The sequence below is a fragment of the Marivirga sp. genome (assembly GCF_051117495.1).
Taxonomy (GTDB): Bacteria; Bacteroidota; Bacteroidia; order Cytophagales; family Cyclobacteriaceae; genus Marivirga.
In genome coordinates this window covers 38,985-57,336 of record NZ_JBNPEF010000021.1, presented here as the reverse complement: position 1 = coordinate 57,336, position 18,352 = coordinate 38,985, and the positions used below count along the sequence as shown (strand labels likewise).

At 34.8% G+C, this 18,352-nt stretch carries 13 protein-coding genes and 1 tRNA gene; 8 read left to right on the top strand and 6 right to left on the bottom strand.

The window, feature by feature from the left end; all coding sequences use genetic code 11:
• The 3 genes from ACFE0M_RS11625 to ACFE0M_RS11615 all read left to right on the top strand — a co-directional run bounded on the left by ACFE0M_RS11625 (nucleotide 1) and on the right by ACFE0M_RS11615 (nucleotide 7,354).
• Nucleotides 1-1,380, top strand: a complete 1,380-nt coding sequence (locus ACFE0M_RS11625; protein WP_434545933.1) for an alpha-amylase family glycosyl hydrolase — start codon at nucleotides 1-3, stop codon at nucleotides 1,378-1,380.
• Entirely contained in the window at nucleotides 1,380-2,714 is a 1,335-nt protein-coding gene (locus ACFE0M_RS11620; RefSeq protein ID WP_434545932.1) for an MFS transporter, read from the top strand. The genes ACFE0M_RS11625 and ACFE0M_RS11620 overlap by 1 nt, the downstream gene beginning before the upstream one ends.
• Nucleotides 2,715-3,286: 572 nt before the next feature.
• Nucleotides 3,287-7,354 (top strand): reprolysin-like metallopeptidase, encoded by a 4,068-nt coding sequence (locus tag ACFE0M_RS11615; RefSeq protein WP_434545931.1) that lies wholly within the window; start codon nucleotides 3,287-3,289, stop codon nucleotides 7,352-7,354.
• Between the two features lie 470 nt (nucleotides 7,355-7,824).
• On the opposite strand, the gene xerD is transcribed toward ACFE0M_RS11615, so the two are convergent.
• Complete coding sequence (gene xerD, locus ACFE0M_RS11610; protein ID WP_434545930.1) at nucleotides 7,825-8,724, bottom strand: site-specific tyrosine recombinase XerD; 900 nt, start codon at nucleotides 8,722-8,724, stop codon at nucleotides 7,825-7,827.
• Nucleotides 8,725-8,735: 11 nt separating this feature from the next.
• Here xerD and aroQ point away from each other — a divergent pair, with 11 nt between their 5' ends.
• The 4 genes from aroQ to ACFE0M_RS11590 all read left to right on the top strand — a co-directional run bounded on the left by aroQ (nucleotide 8,736) and on the right by ACFE0M_RS11590 (nucleotide 12,245).
• Nucleotides 8,736-9,176, top strand: coding sequence for a type II 3-dehydroquinate dehydratase (gene aroQ / locus ACFE0M_RS11605; RefSeq protein ID WP_434545929.1), 441 nt, complete (start codon nucleotides 8,736-8,738; stop codon nucleotides 9,174-9,176).
• Nucleotides 9,173-9,547 carry a methylglyoxal synthase gene (locus ACFE0M_RS11600; protein WP_434545928.1) on the top strand — a complete coding sequence of 125 codons (375 nt, stop codon included), beginning with the start codon at nucleotides 9,173-9,175 and terminating at the stop codon, nucleotides 9,545-9,547. Before aroQ ends, ACFE0M_RS11600 begins: the two co-directional genes overlap by 4 nt.
• A 310-nt stretch (nucleotides 9,548-9,857) precedes the next feature.
• Entirely contained in the window at nucleotides 9,858-11,576 is a 1,719-nt protein-coding gene (locus tag ACFE0M_RS11595) for a glutamate synthase-related protein (RefSeq protein ID WP_434545927.1), read from the top strand.
• 186 nt (nucleotides 11,577-11,762) lie between these two features.
• Nucleotides 11,763-12,245 carry a hypothetical protein gene (locus ACFE0M_RS11590; RefSeq protein ID WP_434545926.1) on the top strand — a complete coding sequence of 161 codons (483 nt, stop codon included), beginning with the start codon at nucleotides 11,763-11,765 and terminating at the stop codon, nucleotides 12,243-12,245.
• A gap of 145 nt (nucleotides 12,246-12,390) precedes the next feature.
• Here ACFE0M_RS11590 and ACFE0M_RS11585 read toward each other — a convergent pair whose 3' ends face one another.
• From ACFE0M_RS11585 to ACFE0M_RS11575, 3 genes are all read right to left on the bottom strand, one after another.
• Nucleotides 12,391-12,705, bottom strand: coding sequence for a hypothetical protein (locus ACFE0M_RS11585; protein WP_434545925.1), 315 nt, complete (start codon nucleotides 12,703-12,705; stop codon nucleotides 12,391-12,393).
• Nucleotides 12,706-12,793: 88 nt separating this feature from the next.
• The gene (locus ACFE0M_RS11580; protein WP_434545924.1) at nucleotides 12,794-12,949 is read right to left on the bottom strand and encodes a hypothetical protein; all 156 of its coding nucleotides are present in this window, start codon (nucleotides 12,947-12,949) and stop codon (nucleotides 12,794-12,796) included.
• A 70-nt stretch (nucleotides 12,950-13,019) separates the two neighbouring features.
• A complete protein-coding gene (locus ACFE0M_RS11575; protein WP_434545923.1) occupies nucleotides 13,020-13,364 on the bottom strand; it encodes a transposase in 345 nt (114 codons plus the stop codon).
• A gap of 806 nt (nucleotides 13,365-14,170) precedes the next feature.
• On the opposite strand from ACFE0M_RS11575, the gene ACFE0M_RS11570 reads away from it, so the two are divergent.
• Entirely contained in the window at nucleotides 14,171-16,831 is a 2,661-nt protein-coding gene (locus tag ACFE0M_RS11570; protein ID WP_434545922.1) for a ligand-binding sensor domain-containing protein, read from the top strand.
• 164 nt (nucleotides 16,832-16,995) lie between these two features.
• On the opposite strand, the gene ACFE0M_RS11565 is transcribed toward ACFE0M_RS11570, so the two are convergent.
• Both ACFE0M_RS11565 and ACFE0M_RS11560 read right to left on the bottom strand, forming a co-directional pair.
• The gene (locus ACFE0M_RS11565; protein ID WP_434545921.1) at nucleotides 16,996-17,604 is read right to left on the bottom strand and encodes a hypothetical protein; all 609 of its coding nucleotides are present in this window, start codon (nucleotides 17,602-17,604) and stop codon (nucleotides 16,996-16,998) included.
• 508 nt (nucleotides 17,605-18,112) lie between these two features.
• Nucleotides 18,113-18,183, bottom strand: a tRNA-Cys gene (locus ACFE0M_RS11560).
• Nucleotides 18,184-18,352: the final 169 nt, after the last annotated feature.

The following is an 18,352-nucleotide window of genomic DNA, read 5'->3' as shown; positions in this document are numbered from 1 at the left end:
ATGCAGAAAAATATTTTTTTAATCGCAATTGCCCTATTTCTATTTGCTTGCGAATCCGTTCAAGATGATCTTCAAGAGGAAATTATGCTTACATATCCTGAAAAAGCCAAGGATATGAATATTTATGAGGTCAATATCAGACAATATACTCCCGATGGAACAATTAATGCTTTTATTCCTCATATAGACAGATTAAAAAATATGGGAGTCGATATTTTATGGATTATGCCGGTGCAACCGATAGGTGAAAAAAATAGAAAAGAGCCCTTAGGAAGTTATTATTCCATTAAAGACTATACTGCCATCAATCCCAATTTTGGGGAATTAAAGGATTTTAAGAAATTGGTAAGCAAAGCTCATGAAAATGAAATGATTGTTTTATTGGACTGGGTGGCCAATCATACGGCTTATGACCATCATTGGTCTCATGAGCATCCCGAATATTATAATTTAGATTCAATAGGAAATTTGCAATCACCAGTAGCAGATTGGACGGATGTGGCAGATCTTAATTATGAAAATGAAGATTTGCATCAGGCCATGATCAATGAAATGAAATGGTGGGTTACAGAAACAGATATTGATGGTTTTCGGTGTGATATGGCGGGAATGGTTCCCAATGATTTTTGGGAGAAAGCAATAGATAGCTTAGAGGCCACAAAAGATGTTTTTATGTTGGCAGAATGGGAAGAACCTAAGATACATGATGCCGGCTTTGATATGACCTATGGTTGGGAATTTCATCATTTATTAAATGACATAGCTAAAGGAAAAGCCAATGCTGATTCATTTATTTCCTATTTAGAAAAAGATCAAGAGAGATTCGATTCAACAGATTTTAGAATGTATTTTACATCTAATCATGATGAAAATAGCTGGGCTGGAACTGTATTTGAAAGAATGGGAGATGCCTATAAAGCCTTGGCTGTCTTAACCGCAACAGTTCCAGGAATGCCTTTGATCTACAGTGGACAAGAAGCTGGCTTGAATAAAAGACTTTCCTTTTTTGATAAAGATACCATTGACTGGTCAAATCTAGCTTATGAAGATCTTTACAGCCAATTATTGAGGCTGAAAAAAAATAATCCTGCTTTGTGGAATGGTGCTTTTGGTGGAAATTTCCAAGAAATCAATAAAAACCAAAAATCATCTGATATTTTAGCATTTAGCAGAAAAAAAGATGACAATGAGGTATTGGTCATCATGAATTTATCAGATACTACCCAATCATTTGTGATCGATAAAAACTATACGGGAAAGACTTATCAGAAAGCTAATAATAGAGAAGTAACGGTCACCTTTTCTGAAAGTCAAGAACCACTTACCTTTGACCCATGGTCATATATGATTTTAACTCAAAACAGTTTGAAAGATAAATAATGGACAATATATCAATAGCCTCCGAAAAACCTAAGTTAAGTTTTTGGGAAATTTGGAATATGAGTTTTGGTTTTTTAGGTATTCAATTTGGTTTTGCCCTTCAAAATGCCAATGTCAGCCGAATATTTGAAACTTTGGGAGCTGAAAAAGATAGTTTGCCGATTCTATGGTTAGCCGCACCTGTTACAGGGCTAATAGTTCAGCCCATCATTGGATATTATTCCGATAGAACTTGGATTCCAAAATGGGGAAGGCGAAGGCCTTTCTTTGCTATTGGAGCTATTCTAGCCACTATTGCCTTATTTATCATGCCCAATTCTCCTAGTTTATGGATAGCCGCTGGCATGTTGTGGGTAATGGATGGCTCTATAAATGTCAGCATGGAGCCATTTAGGGCATTTGTAGGAGATGTTTTACCCAATGAACAGCGAACCAAGGGGTTTGCTATGCAGGCATTTTTCATCGGTATTGGAGCTGTGATAGCCTCCATCCTTCCCTATGTTTTGACCAATTGGCTAGGTTTTGACAATACCGCCCCTGACAATCAAATCCCTGATTCTGTGAAATGGTCTTTTTATATTGGAGGTATAGCATTTTTTTCTGCTGTCATGTGGACGGTATTCAATTCAAAAGAGTATCCACCAGAGGATATCGAAAAACTCAAATTGGAAAATAGCGAAAGAGGTGTATTTACGGGATTGGCAGAATCTTTCATAGGAATATTTAAAATGCCCAAAACCATGGTACAACTGGCATTTGTTCAATTTTTCTCTTGGTTTGCGCTATTTGCCATGTGGATTTATTCCACTCCTGCCGTAACAGAACATGTTTATGGAACCACGGATACTAAATCTGCCCTTTACAATGAAGGAGCCAATTGGGTGGGGATCATGTTTGGGGTTTATAATGGAGTAGCAGCACTTGCGGCCTTTTTATTGCCCCAATTAGCAAAATATTTCGGAAGAAAAGGCACACATTTAATCGCTTTATTTTGTGGTGCACTAGGATTGATTTCTATATTTTATATCAATGATCCTGATTTATTAGTGTTAAGCATGATCGGAGTTGGTATAGCCTGGGCCAGTATTCTTTCAGTGCCTTATGCCATGTTAAGTAGTGCATTACCTTCTGATAAAATGGGCTACTATATGGGTGTATTTAATTTCTTTATAGTAATACCACAGATTGTGGCGGCAGGTATTTTAGGATTTATATTGAAGAATTTCTTTGATAATGATGCTATTTATGCTTTAATAATTGGAGGAGCTTCGTTATTTCTCGCTGGGATTTTAAGCCTTTTTGTTAATGATAACGATAAAGAAAAAATAAGCTAAAGTCGTATGACAGGAATCAGCTTTTAAAATTGATTTCAAAATCATCTAATCAATACTTTGTCATATTTTTATTTTTATCAAATTAAACCAGCTTTTTAACCCAGGCTTAAATGGTTGGTGTGCCACCAACCATGGGAACTACCTCGGTCGGTGGCACACCGACCGAAATCCATGATGATAATTTAAGTAAAACTTACAAAGAAGGATTAATTTAATCTAAAAACCTGAGTTCGACTTTAAATCCCTGCAAAACATCTTCAAAGCGTCATTTCGGTCCCGATAAATCGGGATTACATTTTAAAAAAAGAAAATTATCCGAAATCTTAAAATAGCTTTTGGAAGGAGATACCGGACAAATTAATACTTTTTGGAGATTTAAGTATTAATTTTCCGGTATGACGGTGCTTCTATTAATCGAACTCAGGTTAAAAATAAGGAGTACATTATACTCTGAAGTTTCGAGATGTATTAAATCCTTACATTTTGATCAAAAATGCTTAGCATTATTTATTAAATTTATATTTTAAGATGTCATCAATATTGACATTTGTGAAATTATTTATTTGATCGAGATGAGGATACAATTATTTCTAATTATTACTATCACTTTTTTTAGTAGCATTTTTGCAAATGCTCAAAATTCCACAAAGCAATTTTGGACGGAAGGTAATGCTACATCTTCTGAAAGACTAATTCCTCTTGAAAAACAAAAATTTTTGAAGTTAGACATCACTCAGTTAAAAACAGTATTAAATCAAAACCCTGAATTAAGCTTTAGCATCCCCTACCCTGACGGAACATTTCACGATTTCAAATTGCAGGAAAGCCCCATTATGGCATCGGCCTTAGCTAAGAAATATCCCACCATTAAAACTTATAGCGGGAGGAATCTTAAAACGGGTGAAACTGTACGCTTAGATATAAGTAAAAAAGGCTTTCACGCCATGGTCTATTCCGACAAAGGAGTATTCTTTATTGATCCAATACAAAATCAGAACCAAGATTACCAAATCTACTACAAAAGGGATTTGAAAAGAGATCCTAAAATAGCAGGATTTGAAGATTTAGATCCCATTATTGTGGATGAAGCTCAATTTCAACGGATGCAATCCATGGTGGAAACAGGAAGCATTCAAAAGCCTTCCGGCACTCAATTAAGAACTTACAGAATAGCGGTGGCCGCTACTGGGGAATATACTCAATTTCATGGGGGTACTGTAGAAGACGGATTGTCTGCCATAGTGACCACTATGAATAGAGTCAACAGCATTTATGAAAAAGAAATTGCAGTTAGGATGGTGTTGGTGGGAAACAATGATGAAATCATTTTTACCGATAGTGATACAGACCCGTTTACTGTTGATGATGTTGGGATATTAATTGATGAAAATCAAGCAGTAATAGACAGTATAATTGGCAATCAGAATTATGATATAGGACATAACTTTTCAACTGCAGCTGGAGGACTTGCCGGATTAGGAGTTGTTTGTAGAAATTCTTCAAAAGGAAAAGGCGTAACAGGAATAAACCAACCCATAGGCGATCCCTTTGATGTAGATTATGTATCACACGAAATTGGTCATCAATTTGGTGCACCACATACTTTTAACGGAACTGTTGGTTCTTGCTCTGGTGATAATAGAAATGCTGACTCTGCCTATGAACCCGGTAGTGGTTCAACTATTATGGCTTATGCCGGAATATGTGGTAGCGATAATATTCAAAATAACAGTGATCCTTATTTTCATACTGCTAGTTTAGATTTCATGAATGCTTATATTCAAGATAATGTAGGGAACAACTGTGCGGCTATTACGGAAACGGGTAACAGCCTTCCGATTGTGGAAGCTGGCCAAGGTGGTTTTACCATTCCTATTAACACCCCTTTTCAGCTTAGTGGTACAGCCTCCGATCCAGATGGTGATCAGCTGACCTATGCTTGGGAACAGTTTGACTTAGGCCCTGCAGGTTCTCCAAATTTACCTGAAGACAATGCACCATTGTTCCGATCTTTTTCGCCTACTGCTGATAGCTTTAGAATCTTCCCGCAAATTTCGGATATCCTTAATGGCACACAGACTAAAGGAGAAATATTACCGGATTATGCAAGAGACTTGAATTTCAGGCTCACAGTAAGAGATAATCAAGTCATTGCTGCGGTTGATTATGATGAAGTCAGCTTTAGTGTAACAGATCAGGCAGGCCCTTTCACGGTAGATTCTATTTCTGGAGATTATAGTGGTTTCAATATTATCACAGTCAATTGGGAAGTAAACAATACCAATATTGATCCTGTAAATGCGGAATTGGTGGATATTTACCTATCTACTGATGGGGGCCAAACCTTTACTGAAAAATTGTTGGAAAATACAGCAAATGACGGTTCAGAACCTATTGAATTACCGAATATCAATACCAATCAGGCAAAAATAAAAGTAGTAGCATCTAATAATATTTTCTTCAATATTAGCCCAGACGTCTTTACTATTTCAGAAACTACTGAACCCACCTTCACTTTGGAAGCTGAACTTGATGGTAATCAGTACTGTCCGGAAGATGAAATTACATTTACCATTAATACGACCTCAATTTTAGAATATGATGAAAGCATTAATTTATCAGTAAGTGACTTGACTGATTTTGAGGTCTCTTTTGATAAAAACCCTCTTACGCCTGGTGAAAGTACCACCTTAAGAATTACCAATACCAACCAAAATACAGGGGAATTTAATTTCACATTGGATGCCAATACTGTGGACAAATCAAAAAGTGAAAATTTGAGCTTTAGTATATCTGCATTTCCAACAACACCCAATATTACTTTTCCTTTAGATGGCGATAATGATATCAATTTAAGCCCAACCATAATTTGGGAAGACAGCAATTTGGAGGCTAGCTATATAATTGAAATTGCTTCAGATAATAACTTTAATAGTCTAGTAGATTCTGTTGAGGTTGTAAATGCAAAAGAGTATAAAGTACAAGAAAACCTGCAAAAACTCACAAGCTATTTTGTCAGAGTAAAGGCCATGAATAATTGTGGGGAAAGTGATTTTTCAAATGTTATTTCTTTTTCAACTGCAGATATTATCTGTGATATATACGAAGCAGGAGATCTACCTCTATCGATTTCATCTGAAAATGCGGATACAATTGAATCTATCATCAATATTCCATACTCAGGAAAAGTTGAATCCATTTCCGTTACCAATTTAGTGGGCACACATTCCTATATTAATGATTTAAGTTTCATATTAGAAAGCCCTAGTGGTACTCAAATCACATTGATTTCAAATATTTGTGATGATCAGGATAATTTTAATGTTTCCTTTAGTGATGAGGCCGCATCTTCAGTTTTACCCTGTCCACCAACCGATGGAGGAACTTATAAGCCTGAGGAAGCCCTCGCTACCCTAGAAGGAGAAAATTCAGAAGGGAATTGGAAACTTATTATCATTGATCGGTTTGCCGCGGATGGCGGAGAATTGGAGTCATGGTCGCTTGATCTGTGCTTATTGGATGTTGTACCACCTGAAATATTAGCGCCCACAAACTTAATTGCAGATGAAAATGTAACCGGAACTATAGAACTATCATGGTCAGATAATTCCGATAATGAGACTAGTTTTATGATTGAAAGATCAACTGATAACAATACCAATTATCAGGAATTCGCAGAGGTTGATTCCAATATCTCAACTTATACTGATACAGATATAGAAGGACAAACGCAATATTTCTATAGAGTGAAGGCAGTCTTGGATATTTTCTCATCAGAATATTCGAATGAGACCAATATTACTACCCAACTTCAGGTTCCTCCTGCACCTTCTACAATATCTGCTTCTAATTTGGAAAGTGGTAATGTGTTAATACAATGGACAGATGATACTGATTTAGAAGAGGGTTATGTACTGGAGAGATCCCTGAATGATAATTCAAACTTTAGTGTTTTGGCCGAATTGGAAGCGAATTCCTTTGATTATGTTGACGAATCAGTAGAAGAAGAAACTGTATATTTCTACAGATTAAAAGGATTTAATGAAAATGGAGATGGCAATTATTCAAGTGAAGTAGAAATTGAAACTTTGATTGGATTTCCACTTGCCCCCACTGATTTGGACTTTGAGCTATTGAATGATAGTACCATAAGGCTCAGTTGGATCGATAATGCCCAAAATGAAAGTTCATATAGAGTCCAAAGATCTGACAACGGAAATGACTATATCTCGGTGGCAGAATTGGAAGCGGATAGTGAAAGATATGAAGAAATTTTAAATTCAGGCAATTACAATTATAGGGTATTGGCCAGAAATTCAAGGGGTAATTCAAATTTTAGCAATGAAATTACTGTTGAAATTGATTTAGAAAATGGGGTACTGGGCGTAGGAGATGAATGGAAATCAAAAATAATTATATTTCCTAATCCTGCTCAACAAATTGTATATCTGAAAAATGAAAGTCAACATACACTTGAAAAAATTCAGATTAGAAATAGCTTAGGACAGATCATTAAAAACATCAATTTTAATGATACAAAGGAATTAGAAATTTCTGTGCGAGATTTAAATAGCGGAATCTATTTCATTTATCTTGAGACCATTGATAATCTACTAATCAAACAATTGATCATCAAATAGATTTATACTTTAGTTTTTAAATCATGAATACTTCAGAGCGTTATTTCGGTAACTCAATTAAAATACCACATGCCCTTCAAACCACATAAAATCTTGATCGAAGATTGCGGGGAGGAGGACAAAAATGCGAGCCAGACGAGGATGTGGGTTGAAGCTTATTTTTGTCTTGAATTTTTGTTTCTTTTTGTTCAAGCAAAAAGAAAAAGTAGAAACTGCAAAATATAATTTGATACATACTTTATTAAATAGCATATAAAACCCCAGATCTTGTCAATATCCTTCGATTTTAGGGTTTTATATATGATTGTAATCTGTAAAAAGACTTTCTAAATTTGTTTAGAAGTAATTTTAGAGTTTTTTTTTAAAATCAAGAGTAGCCTAATTTCCCTTTATAGCCTCTTCCACTTTGAGGAAACAGTAGATTTATTAATTGAACTCTGGTTTTTAACGTAAAAAATATTGAATCTTCTTCAAGCCCTAGGATGAAATTCCTTTAAGGTCTGACTTAAAAAATCTCTATCTAGATGGGTGTAAATCTCTGTAGTGGTGATAGATTCATGCCCCAACATTTCCTGCACTGCCCTTAGATCTGCCCCACCTTCAATCAAATGAGTGGCAAAAGAATGACGGAAAGTATGCGGACTGACTTTTTTTTTCAATCCTGCCATCATCACTTGTTTTTTGATCATGGTGAACACCGAAATTCGGCTTATGGAACCTCCAAAACGATTGAGGAACACAAAATCCTTTGCCTCTGGTTTTGGTTGTTGGTGAACCCTCACTTCATTAATATAAATTTTCAATTGTTTAGACGCAGAATTTCCCATGGGGACCAATCTTTCCTTACTGCCCTTACCGATAATCCGTAAAAAGCCGATATCAAAATAGGTATTGGATATTTTTAAACTCACCAATTCACTTACCCTCAGTCCGGAGGAATACAATACTTCCAGCATAGTCCGGTCTCTTTGACCATTGGGTGTACTTCTATCAATAGAATTTATAATTGCATCGATCTCTTCAAGGCTCAATACATCTGGTAACTTCCGCCCTAATTTGGGCGCTTCTAATAATTCGGCAGGATTTTCAGAAATGATATCCTCAAATAATAAATATTTAAAAAAGCCCTTTATTCCAGACACCACCCGAGCTTGAGTATGAACCGTCATGCCCAATTCATTTACATATTCCAAAAAATCATGTAAATCTGTGGCAGAAACTGTGAGTGGATCCACATTTCGATTGGAGATATCCAAAAACTGTTTTAGCTTTAAGACATCATGTACATAAGCCGCAACTGAGTTGTCAGCTAATGAACGTTCCAATTGCAAATAATTTTTATATTCAGTTAAAAATATGTCCCAAGCCATAATCGAATGTAATGGATAAAAAGAAAATCATTATCATCAATGGTCCAAATTTAAACCTTTTAGGCAAAAGAGAACCGGAAATTTATGGTGCTTCAGGATTTGAGGAGTATTTCTTAGAATTGCAAAAACACAATTCCGATTTGCTAATCGAATACTACCAATCCAATATTGAAGGAAAATTGGTGAATAAAATCCAAGAAACTGAGGGTAAATTTGATGGCATTATTCTCAATGCGGCTGCTTATACCCATACTTCTGTGGCCATCCATGATGCCATTGGAGCCATCTCAGTGCCTGTACTAGAAATTCATATCTCCAATATTTACAAAAGAGAAGAATTTAGACATAAAAGTATTATTTCGTCTAAATGCGTAGGGATGATTTCAGGTCTTGGCCTTAAAGGCTACCAATTGGCACTGGATTACTTTAAAACCATTAAAAGAAAAAAATGAAAATCGCTATAATAGCCCACGATGGAAAAAAGCCCGAAATGGTTTCTTTCCTCAATAAAAATAAAGACAAACTAAAGGAAATAGAACTTGTAGCGACAGGAACTACGGGTAAATATGTTGAAAACACTGGATTAAATGTAGAAAAACTGCTTTCTGGTCCCATTGGCGGGGATGCACAAATAGCCGCACTTTCTGCTGAGAAGAAATTAGAAATGGTACTCTTTTTCAGAGATCCGCTGGGCAAACATCCGCATGAACCTGATGTACAAATGTTAATGCGAATTTGCGATGTCCATAATATTCCCATTGCCACTAATCCGGCTACAGCACAATTATTAATTGATGCCTTTTGGAATAAACAGATGAGGTGATGCATATTTAATATAAACATTCAAAAAAACTAAATACTCCTTTTTGAAGATCTATTCACCTTCCATAAATTACTCCCCCTTGAAGCAAACTACTCCCCTTGATGCAAACTACTCCCCTTGAAAGTGTTTTCACCTTCAAGTTTCAGTGACCTTTCAACGAGTCAATGATAATGTTTGGGTGAATACATCCAAAAGCGGTGCGAGCTTATAGATTGATAACCAGATAATTAATTCCATATATTTCGACCAATGCTATTGCTAAGATTTATAGATTGTATTATATTACCAATAACTATAAACTTTTTACGCTATGGCAGAACGCGAATTTATTCAATCAGGCACAACCGGTCCCCGCTTAAAGTACATTTTCAAAATCTTTAATAGCTATACAAGTGGCTGGATAATTTCCGCTCTTATTTTAACCGCTGCTTATGGCTACTTTTTCCAATACGAATTTTTACAAGAATCGGGTCCAGTAAAATTAGCTCTTACATTAGGTGGCGAATTTCTTCTAGCCCTTCTCATCACGGGCTTGATCACTTTATACATTTATGATAAAAGACAGACTGATACGCCTATACAACGTGTTTTTCCAGTAGTGATTTGGGGTAGAAAATTTTTAGTAAAAGTGGGTCCCCTATTAAGGCAGTATTTATTCTCCAATGACCAAGAAGAAACGCCTTACAATAGAATCACCAGAAATTGGATTTACGCCACTTCTGCAGGAGTGAGCAACACCATCGGCTTTGGAAGTCAAATCGATATGGATAAAGTAGGCACCACGCTTATCATGCCTGCCACTTTTACAAACACTAAGACTAAAACAGGAGATGAAACAGGACACTTTTATAAGAAGGTAATAGGTGAACATACAGGCGTTCAGACTTACACTTTAAATCATTTTGTACACATCAGTGCCATGTCTTACGGAGCACTTTCGTATAATGCACATGCTGCATTAAGTAAAGGAGCTAAAATGGCAGGAATTCTACACAATACAGGGGAAGGAGCATTAGCTCCATGCCATGAATATGGTGGTGCAGATTTAGTCTTCCAGATTGGAACCGCTAAATATGGCATTAGAACAGAAGAAGGGGATATGGATGACAATTTGTTGAAAGAAATGGCCGATCATCCGCAAGTGAAAATGTTTGAAATTAAACTGGCACAAGGAGCTAAACCTGGTAAAGGCGGTATGTTGCTGAAAGAAAAAATTACTGCCGAAATAGCCCAAATAAGAAAAATCCCCATGGGAAAAGATGCCTATGCCCCTGCCCGACATAAAGAATTTTCTGATGTGGCAGGACTTTTTGATTTCATTGATAAAGTAAGAAAAATCACCAACAAACCTGTCGGGATTAAAATGGTAATAGGTCATACCGTAGAGATTGAAGACATCGCCAAAAAAATGAAGGATGAGCCTGGCCGAGGCCCTGATTACATTGTTGTAGATGGTGGGGATGGTGGAACAGGAGCTTCACCACATGTCTTAAGTTCTTATGCTGGATTACCTATGAAGCAAGCTTTGGCAGTAGCCGATTGGGCTTTACGACATCATGGCGTTAGAAATAAAGTAGTGTTGTTTGCCAGCGGTAAAATCGCTACTACCATCGATATTGCCGTTGCCATGGCCTTAGGTGCCGATGCGGTTTACATTGCCAGAGGCTTTATGCTTTCATTAGGCTGCATTCAAGCCTTGGAATGCCATACCAACTCCTGCCCTACTGGCATAGCTACTCAAAACAAAAGATTACAAAAGGCATTGGATATAGAATCGGCAGCCAAAAGAATAGCCACTTATGCCGATGCACTCTATAAAGAAACTCAAATGTTAGCAGAATCATGCGGCTATGAAAGCCCTAATCAAATCACCGCTGATGACATCATGGTAGTCACCTCCCCGGGCCACTTAGATTATTTATCGGAATTGCAAGGCATATCAGCCTTTGAAGCCAGCCAGGAAAGAAGATTGGCCAAAGAAAAAAATATGAGTGTTGGGGAAATGAAGATGAGGCGGGAGGAGGTTTGATGAAATATTATTAAAGTCAGTCTTCAATTTGATCAAATTATCGATTTTCTATGCTTTAGGCTGATTTAGACACAAGCGACACGCGTGCGCTAGCTTTAGGAAGATACACTATTCCTTAAACACAATAAATTAATTGTCTTTTGTCGGCTATGCAAATTCATTAATTACATTGCAATTGGAAATCAAATGAAATTAACAAAGGCAAGCAATATGGAAGAACTATTAAAAAAAGTAGAGACGACAATTGAAACTCATTATTATGGTTTAAAAGCTGATTTTAGTTGTATTTTAGAAAAATCAAAAAGTCTTGATCCAGAATTTATTGAATTCTTTAAATCTCTTTTAACCAACTACTATAAAAACAGAGATGAAAATTCAGACCCACTTATTATCAATGATTATTTGGCAACCCTAAATAAAGACAAACTAAAAAGTCTAAATGATTTTACCATATTTCTTGATTGCTATTTACAACAGAACGACTTCAAGCCAATTAAAAATTCTTTAAATTACAAAAACACAGAATTGTTAAAATTAATATTCAAACTTGAAGAATTAATCAATCCATACATTAGTGATGATCAAAAGGATGTAAAAGAAAGGCTATATATTCTGCGAGATATTATAGAATTTAGAAGTGATTTAAAAAAAGCAATTATAAAAAATTAGTTTCCAAGTGACGTAGTAAAAATTAAGTAAGCCTGAGTAATAAGCTTATTAATTTGTATGATTTGAGTTTATTCAACCTTAATATTATAAGTAAAAACATACATTAGGAAAAGATAGACTGCAATTTGTTTCGTTCAATTATTATTTAATTACTATAATTTTTCTTTAAAAACGAATTAATAACAAGCAAGAATCCAAAAACACCTAACCCAGATGTCAATGCAAATTCATGGTTAAATCTATTTTCAGAATAAACGTATTTTTTGTCACTGCCTCTTTTTTCCTTGTATTCTTCATAACTAATCTCAGTCTGAGATATATTATATACAGCTCTATGATAATAATTTGTTTTTTGAAAGTAATAGCCAATTGATAGCCCAATTAAAATGGATATCCCAGCTGAAAACATTAGCCTTCTTATTAAAAGAATTTTAAAAAATCTATCATTACCCTCTTTCATAATTGCCTTTTTTAAGTTCATCCCAGCTGGCACCCCAACTGGCGCACGCATTTTTGCGTGTGCCTATCTGCAACAAAGCCTATATTTGCTAATTTACAAAATCAATTTCCAAAACACCCTTTCCACCACTATAATCAATAGCACTACTATATTTCCAATGATGAGCCTCATTTACAAAACCTGCAACTACTGGATTCTGATGAATATAATTAACTTTTTGATCGATTACTACATTACTGTACAATTCTATCGGTTTATTATTATGCTGCCACAATTGACTTCCTGTTACATTACTGCTCTTTGAGCCTGCTCTTTTAATCCCGATAATAATCGGGACAGGCTATCCAAAGTATCCACTCCTTACGGCTTTCTTGAATATTTTCTTTTATGGATGCTTGTAATTGCTTAGACGTAAATTCTTTAAACCTTCCTAAAACTCTATCTGGATTATTTTCTTTAGCTCTGAAAATCAAATATAAATGACTTGGTATAATACAATAACAATAAATTTCCATTCCTTTATTTTTTCTACAGTAATCTAGGCTATCAATAAGGATTGAAAAATACTGCTCTCGTACCATCAAATCAATCCAATATACCGTGGCAAAGCTGACAAAATATAAGCCGTCTTTATTGTGGAATTTATACTTTCTACTCATATACAAGCTGGGCTATGGTTGATAATATATTTTCTGACTTTGGTTATAGACACACACGACACGCGTGGGTTCAATGTCGTTAAGTTAAGAGATAACCATAGCACATGAATTAAGGATTAATTAAATATATCTTTCAGTTAAATGTATCAAATTGCTGTTTGCCTTTAGGCCCGAAGGGCTGGTATATCATAAAGTAGGGTGAAGCCCTACATATATGAATAAACAAAGAAAAAGCTCTGAAAGGGCGTAATATTGCGCCCTTTCAGGGCTTTGAAGTCATTTGTATTTTTTTCACAGGGCTTCACCCTGTGTTATAATAGGACGTCCTTTCAGGACTAAAACGACAGAAATATAAGTAGTTTGCTTGATTCAAAAGACAAGACATTATAAAAAGCTTAACTTACTGTCCGGTCAAAGGTAGCAGGTTCAATTATCAGAATGAAATTCGCAAATAATTTTAAACTAAAAATTAATTAAAAGTATTAAGAGAAAAGAGGTGTCTAACTTAGTTGGTAATTAATAGTATTTGCTTGGCTATTGCCAGCAGTAGATTAGAAAGAGGTTTTAAGTGGACTCCATCTCATTTTATCGAAAATTTTAGTTTCAACCATACATTAATACCAAATTCCACTAAATTAATCTTAATTTTAAAATCAAAACTACGATATTACAAAATATTGTTAAAACTATTATAGGGTAATAAATTGATTATCAAAATTATACAAACTATAAAGTACTTTTCTCCTGCTATAAATGGGGCTAAAACTCAATCAAGAATTCTGGTTCTTTTAGTGATTTTATCTTTGTTGAGTAGTAAAGCTTTGGGTCAATTTTACCCCGCAAAATTATATTCACTTCGTGATGGAATGCCAACAAATGCTATTTATGATATCACCCAATCTCCAGATGGAATCATGTGGTTCATGACCTCCAAAGGTATTGTCAATTACAATTCCCTAAATTGGAAACTTTATCCTGATAGCCTAAAACTTCCTAATTCTCCATATTCTTTTATAAAATCGCTTGACGATGGGTCTATTTGGGTGGCCGGACAAAATAGTGACGGCTTTACTGTTCGTTACTTGAAAGATGAGCAATGGCATTCGGTAATTTCTAAAGATATAGAAGGAAAGTTTACTTTTGATGTCAAAATGATTGACAATGGGTATATGATAGTAATAGCTGACCGAAACAAATTGAATCTAATTAATACTTCGGCTGGTACGGTTCAAAAAATATCCCTCTCCGACAAACGCACATACCGGATAAATGCTGTAAGCTTTAAGGAGGAAAGTATATATGTATCAACAAAAGAAGGACTATATGTTTATAATAAATCCTTAAAGCAACATCCAGTTAATGCACTCTTAGACGATAAAAAAGAAATCCTAAAAATTAGCTTTAAAGAAGATGAATTATATCTGTTGGGAAGAAATTGGTTAGGGCTCTATAAAAATAGTGAATTCAAATATTTAAACGAAAACACAGGTGTTAATGAAATTAGTCGTTTTAATAAGCATAACTTAACAATAGACCAGTTTGATAGAATTTTTTTTAGTAGCATGAGTTCTGCTCGGTACTTGGACAAATCATCTGGTAAGAGCGAAATATTATACATTAACGGACGAATTTTTAATGCACAAAGCAATAAAATATTTGTTGATGCTGAAAATAATATATGGGTAGGTGATCACAGAGGGCTTTTTAAATTCAATGTACTAAGATTTCAGAATTACAATCAAAATATCGGCTTAGCCGATGACGAAGTCACCGCCATTTCAAACTATCAAAATCAGCTTGTATTAGCGAATGAGAACCACTTGAATTTTCTAAATCAAGGAAGTATTGAAAAAATTATCACAATTGAACATAACAGTGATTTTAGAATACTAGATCTTGCAAATGATGGAAAAGATAAATTGTATATCGCAGCATATTCAGCCGGTTTAAAAAAGTACGATGGACAAAAAATTACCAATATATCGTTGCCCGATAAAGGTCAAGCCAATTACGTTAACTCAGTAGAATATATCGGTGAGGATCTATTTTTTTCTACAAATCAAGCCTTATACTCCTATAAAAATGAAATTGTTAGAAAAGAAGCAGACCTACCCTACATTAGAAATATTAATTATTTACAGCTCGATTCCATTGCAGCTCTCAATACATCAAATGGACTATTTCTTTACAACCCAAAATCAAAAGAAGTTAAGAAAATTACCTCCGAATCACTTAATTACAACAATGTATATAACATTTGTAAATGGAAAGGCCAGTTTCTAATTGGAACAAGTGGCGGGTTGGGAGTGATCAAAAATAATGAAATTGTGCCCTACTCTTTATCTGATAAATTAAATAGAGTTGCCGTATATGGCCTATTTGTAAGTAAAAATAATGAACTATGGATTGGAACCAATGAAGGAGTATTCATTTGGGATGGGCACAAATTAATCAATTACAATCGTGCCCATGGTCTTATTGGAGATGAAATTAACAGAAATGCTTTCCTTCAATTGAATAATGGAAAGATTTGGATAGGTACTGAATTAGGTGCCTCTGTTTATGATTTTGATAAAGACATCAGCATTGATATTGTTCCAAATCTTAAAATCACAAGTGCCATCACTACGGAAGGAACTAGCTTAAATGAACAGGAGAATATTCTAAACTACGACAATAATACGGTTGAATTCAACTTTATCGGTATCTCCTATTTTGATGAAAATCAGATTAAGTACAGATATAAACTGGAAGGATTTGACAATGATTACATCTTTACAAACCGACTCAATTCTAACTCCATCCGTTACACGAATTTAAGACCAGGAAATTATAGGTTTTTAGTAGAATCCAGCATAGATAACAATACTTGGAGCAAACCACAAGTTATAGATTTTACAATTCAAAAACCATTCTATTCTACTTATTGGTTTCTGCTATTAATAACCATTGCTGTCCTCATTATTCTGTATTCCATCTACAGAATTCGATTCTATTTTATTCTAGAAAACCAGAAAAAACTCAAAAAAGAGGTGGAACTAAGAACAGAAGAAATTCAAAGAATGAATAACGAAATTCAAGCTAAAAATGAGGAATTAATTAATCAAAGCGAACAAATAGCCAACAACAATGAGCGATTAGAGGACATTGTTCAAGATAGAACTCAGAAATTGAAGGAGCAAAATGAAAGATTATCAAAATATGCTTTTATGAATTCGCATGAATTAAGAGGCCCTATATGCAGAATGACTGGACTATTGAATCTATTAAAGCTGACAAAAAATGAGGAACATCATAAAATCTTATTACTGATACAAGAAACAGGATTAGAGCTTGATGCCGTCACAAGGAAAATAAATGAAACACTCGATAATGTTGATCTTAAGGAGTTTTACAAAGCCAACAGTATTGAAATTATTAATGCTGAAATTAGAGAGAAACAGGGAACTAGAAAGGTAAAGGATTGATGCTGGTCTAATGATTTTTCGGTTTGTCCTTATTTTAAATCTAATCCTAATTTGGCTTCATATCTCTCTACAAAAAGTTAGTCTGTTTCAATATTGAAGCACATTTACAAGGTGTTTTCTATTGCCAATATAATATTGCTAAAATGGTCAGACCTAACTATACTTTACAATTTAGCTTCAAGATCTTTAATTATATTTTGATTTTCAATCATCGATTTTTCAATACTAGCTAAGTAGAAACCCATTGACATTCTTAGTTGCGAAAGGATGGGTATAAAATGTGGGTGCTGCATAACTTTCTTAAGTTTTGTTGTATCAACGGTTGTAATGCCTAATAGTGGTGGGAATGTTCTATTTTTAGCATTGAAGACTGTTTCATTTTTAAATATTTCATTTTCTAATAAGAAGAAAGGCCTGCTAAAATGACTAACCAGTTCATTAAACTCATCAGTGGCTTGATTCACTTGTTCCAGTTGTCCGAAATAGCTATTAATTTGTTCTCTCACCAGGTTGTTTCTTAATTTTTCAATGGTGGTTTGGTGATTGTTTTGAGTCACGGGGCTAAATTGAATGTTGCTCACCAAAAAGTCCGTGGTCAATCCTTTAAAATCACCACCGCTTTTATCAATCTTATTTAGCTTAAAATATGTATTCAGATAGGCGGTCCCCCTTTGATGATATTGGCCAAATAATGCGGAATCTCTCTTGAGATCAACTATTATTAATCTATAATTTTCAATTTCTTCCTTTTTAAGCTGACTTTCTCTATTCAAATCATCAATTTTGATTGCTATCAAAATGCCTATGACAACTAAAACAATTTCCCCAATTGCATAAAAAAGATAACTCTTGAATTTTCCCTCACTTAGTAATTTACGCTTTACTTTATTAAAGATCTTAATCACAACAGAATTAATTAAAGAACGAACACACTTTTAAAAATAACGATAGCAAACGCTATATACAAATTACACTTGAAATCAATAAGAAGTTAAGAGGATGGGTTTAAAATGTATAGCTTTTATCTTAGCGAACCGAGCGTTTCTCATCCGCTGGAAAATTCGTGCATAAAAAAACCTCCAACAGAAAAAATAACTGATGGAGGTAAAAAAAAGAGGTCACGAGCGGATTACTCATACCCGCTACCATGCCGCACTACCCCTCGTGAACCAATTCATTGTTAATGAATTGGTTTCGAACCTGCGGTTCTCATCCGCGGGAAAATTAGTGCATAAAAAAACCTCCTGCAGAAAAAATAAACTACAGGAGGTAAAAATAATGAGGTCACGAGCGGATTCGAACCGCTGTAGATGGTTTTGCAGACCACTGCCTAGCCGCTCGGCCACGTGACCTTTTTCGCTATTGCGATTGCAAAAATAGACATATTATTGCGCTTGTCAAATACAGAACCATAATTATTATTAAATAATTTTAGAAAAATCAGGGAGTGAAAAATAATGTTATTATTCACACATCTTTAATCCTTTTAAAAGACCATATTAATTGATACTAAATGAGATC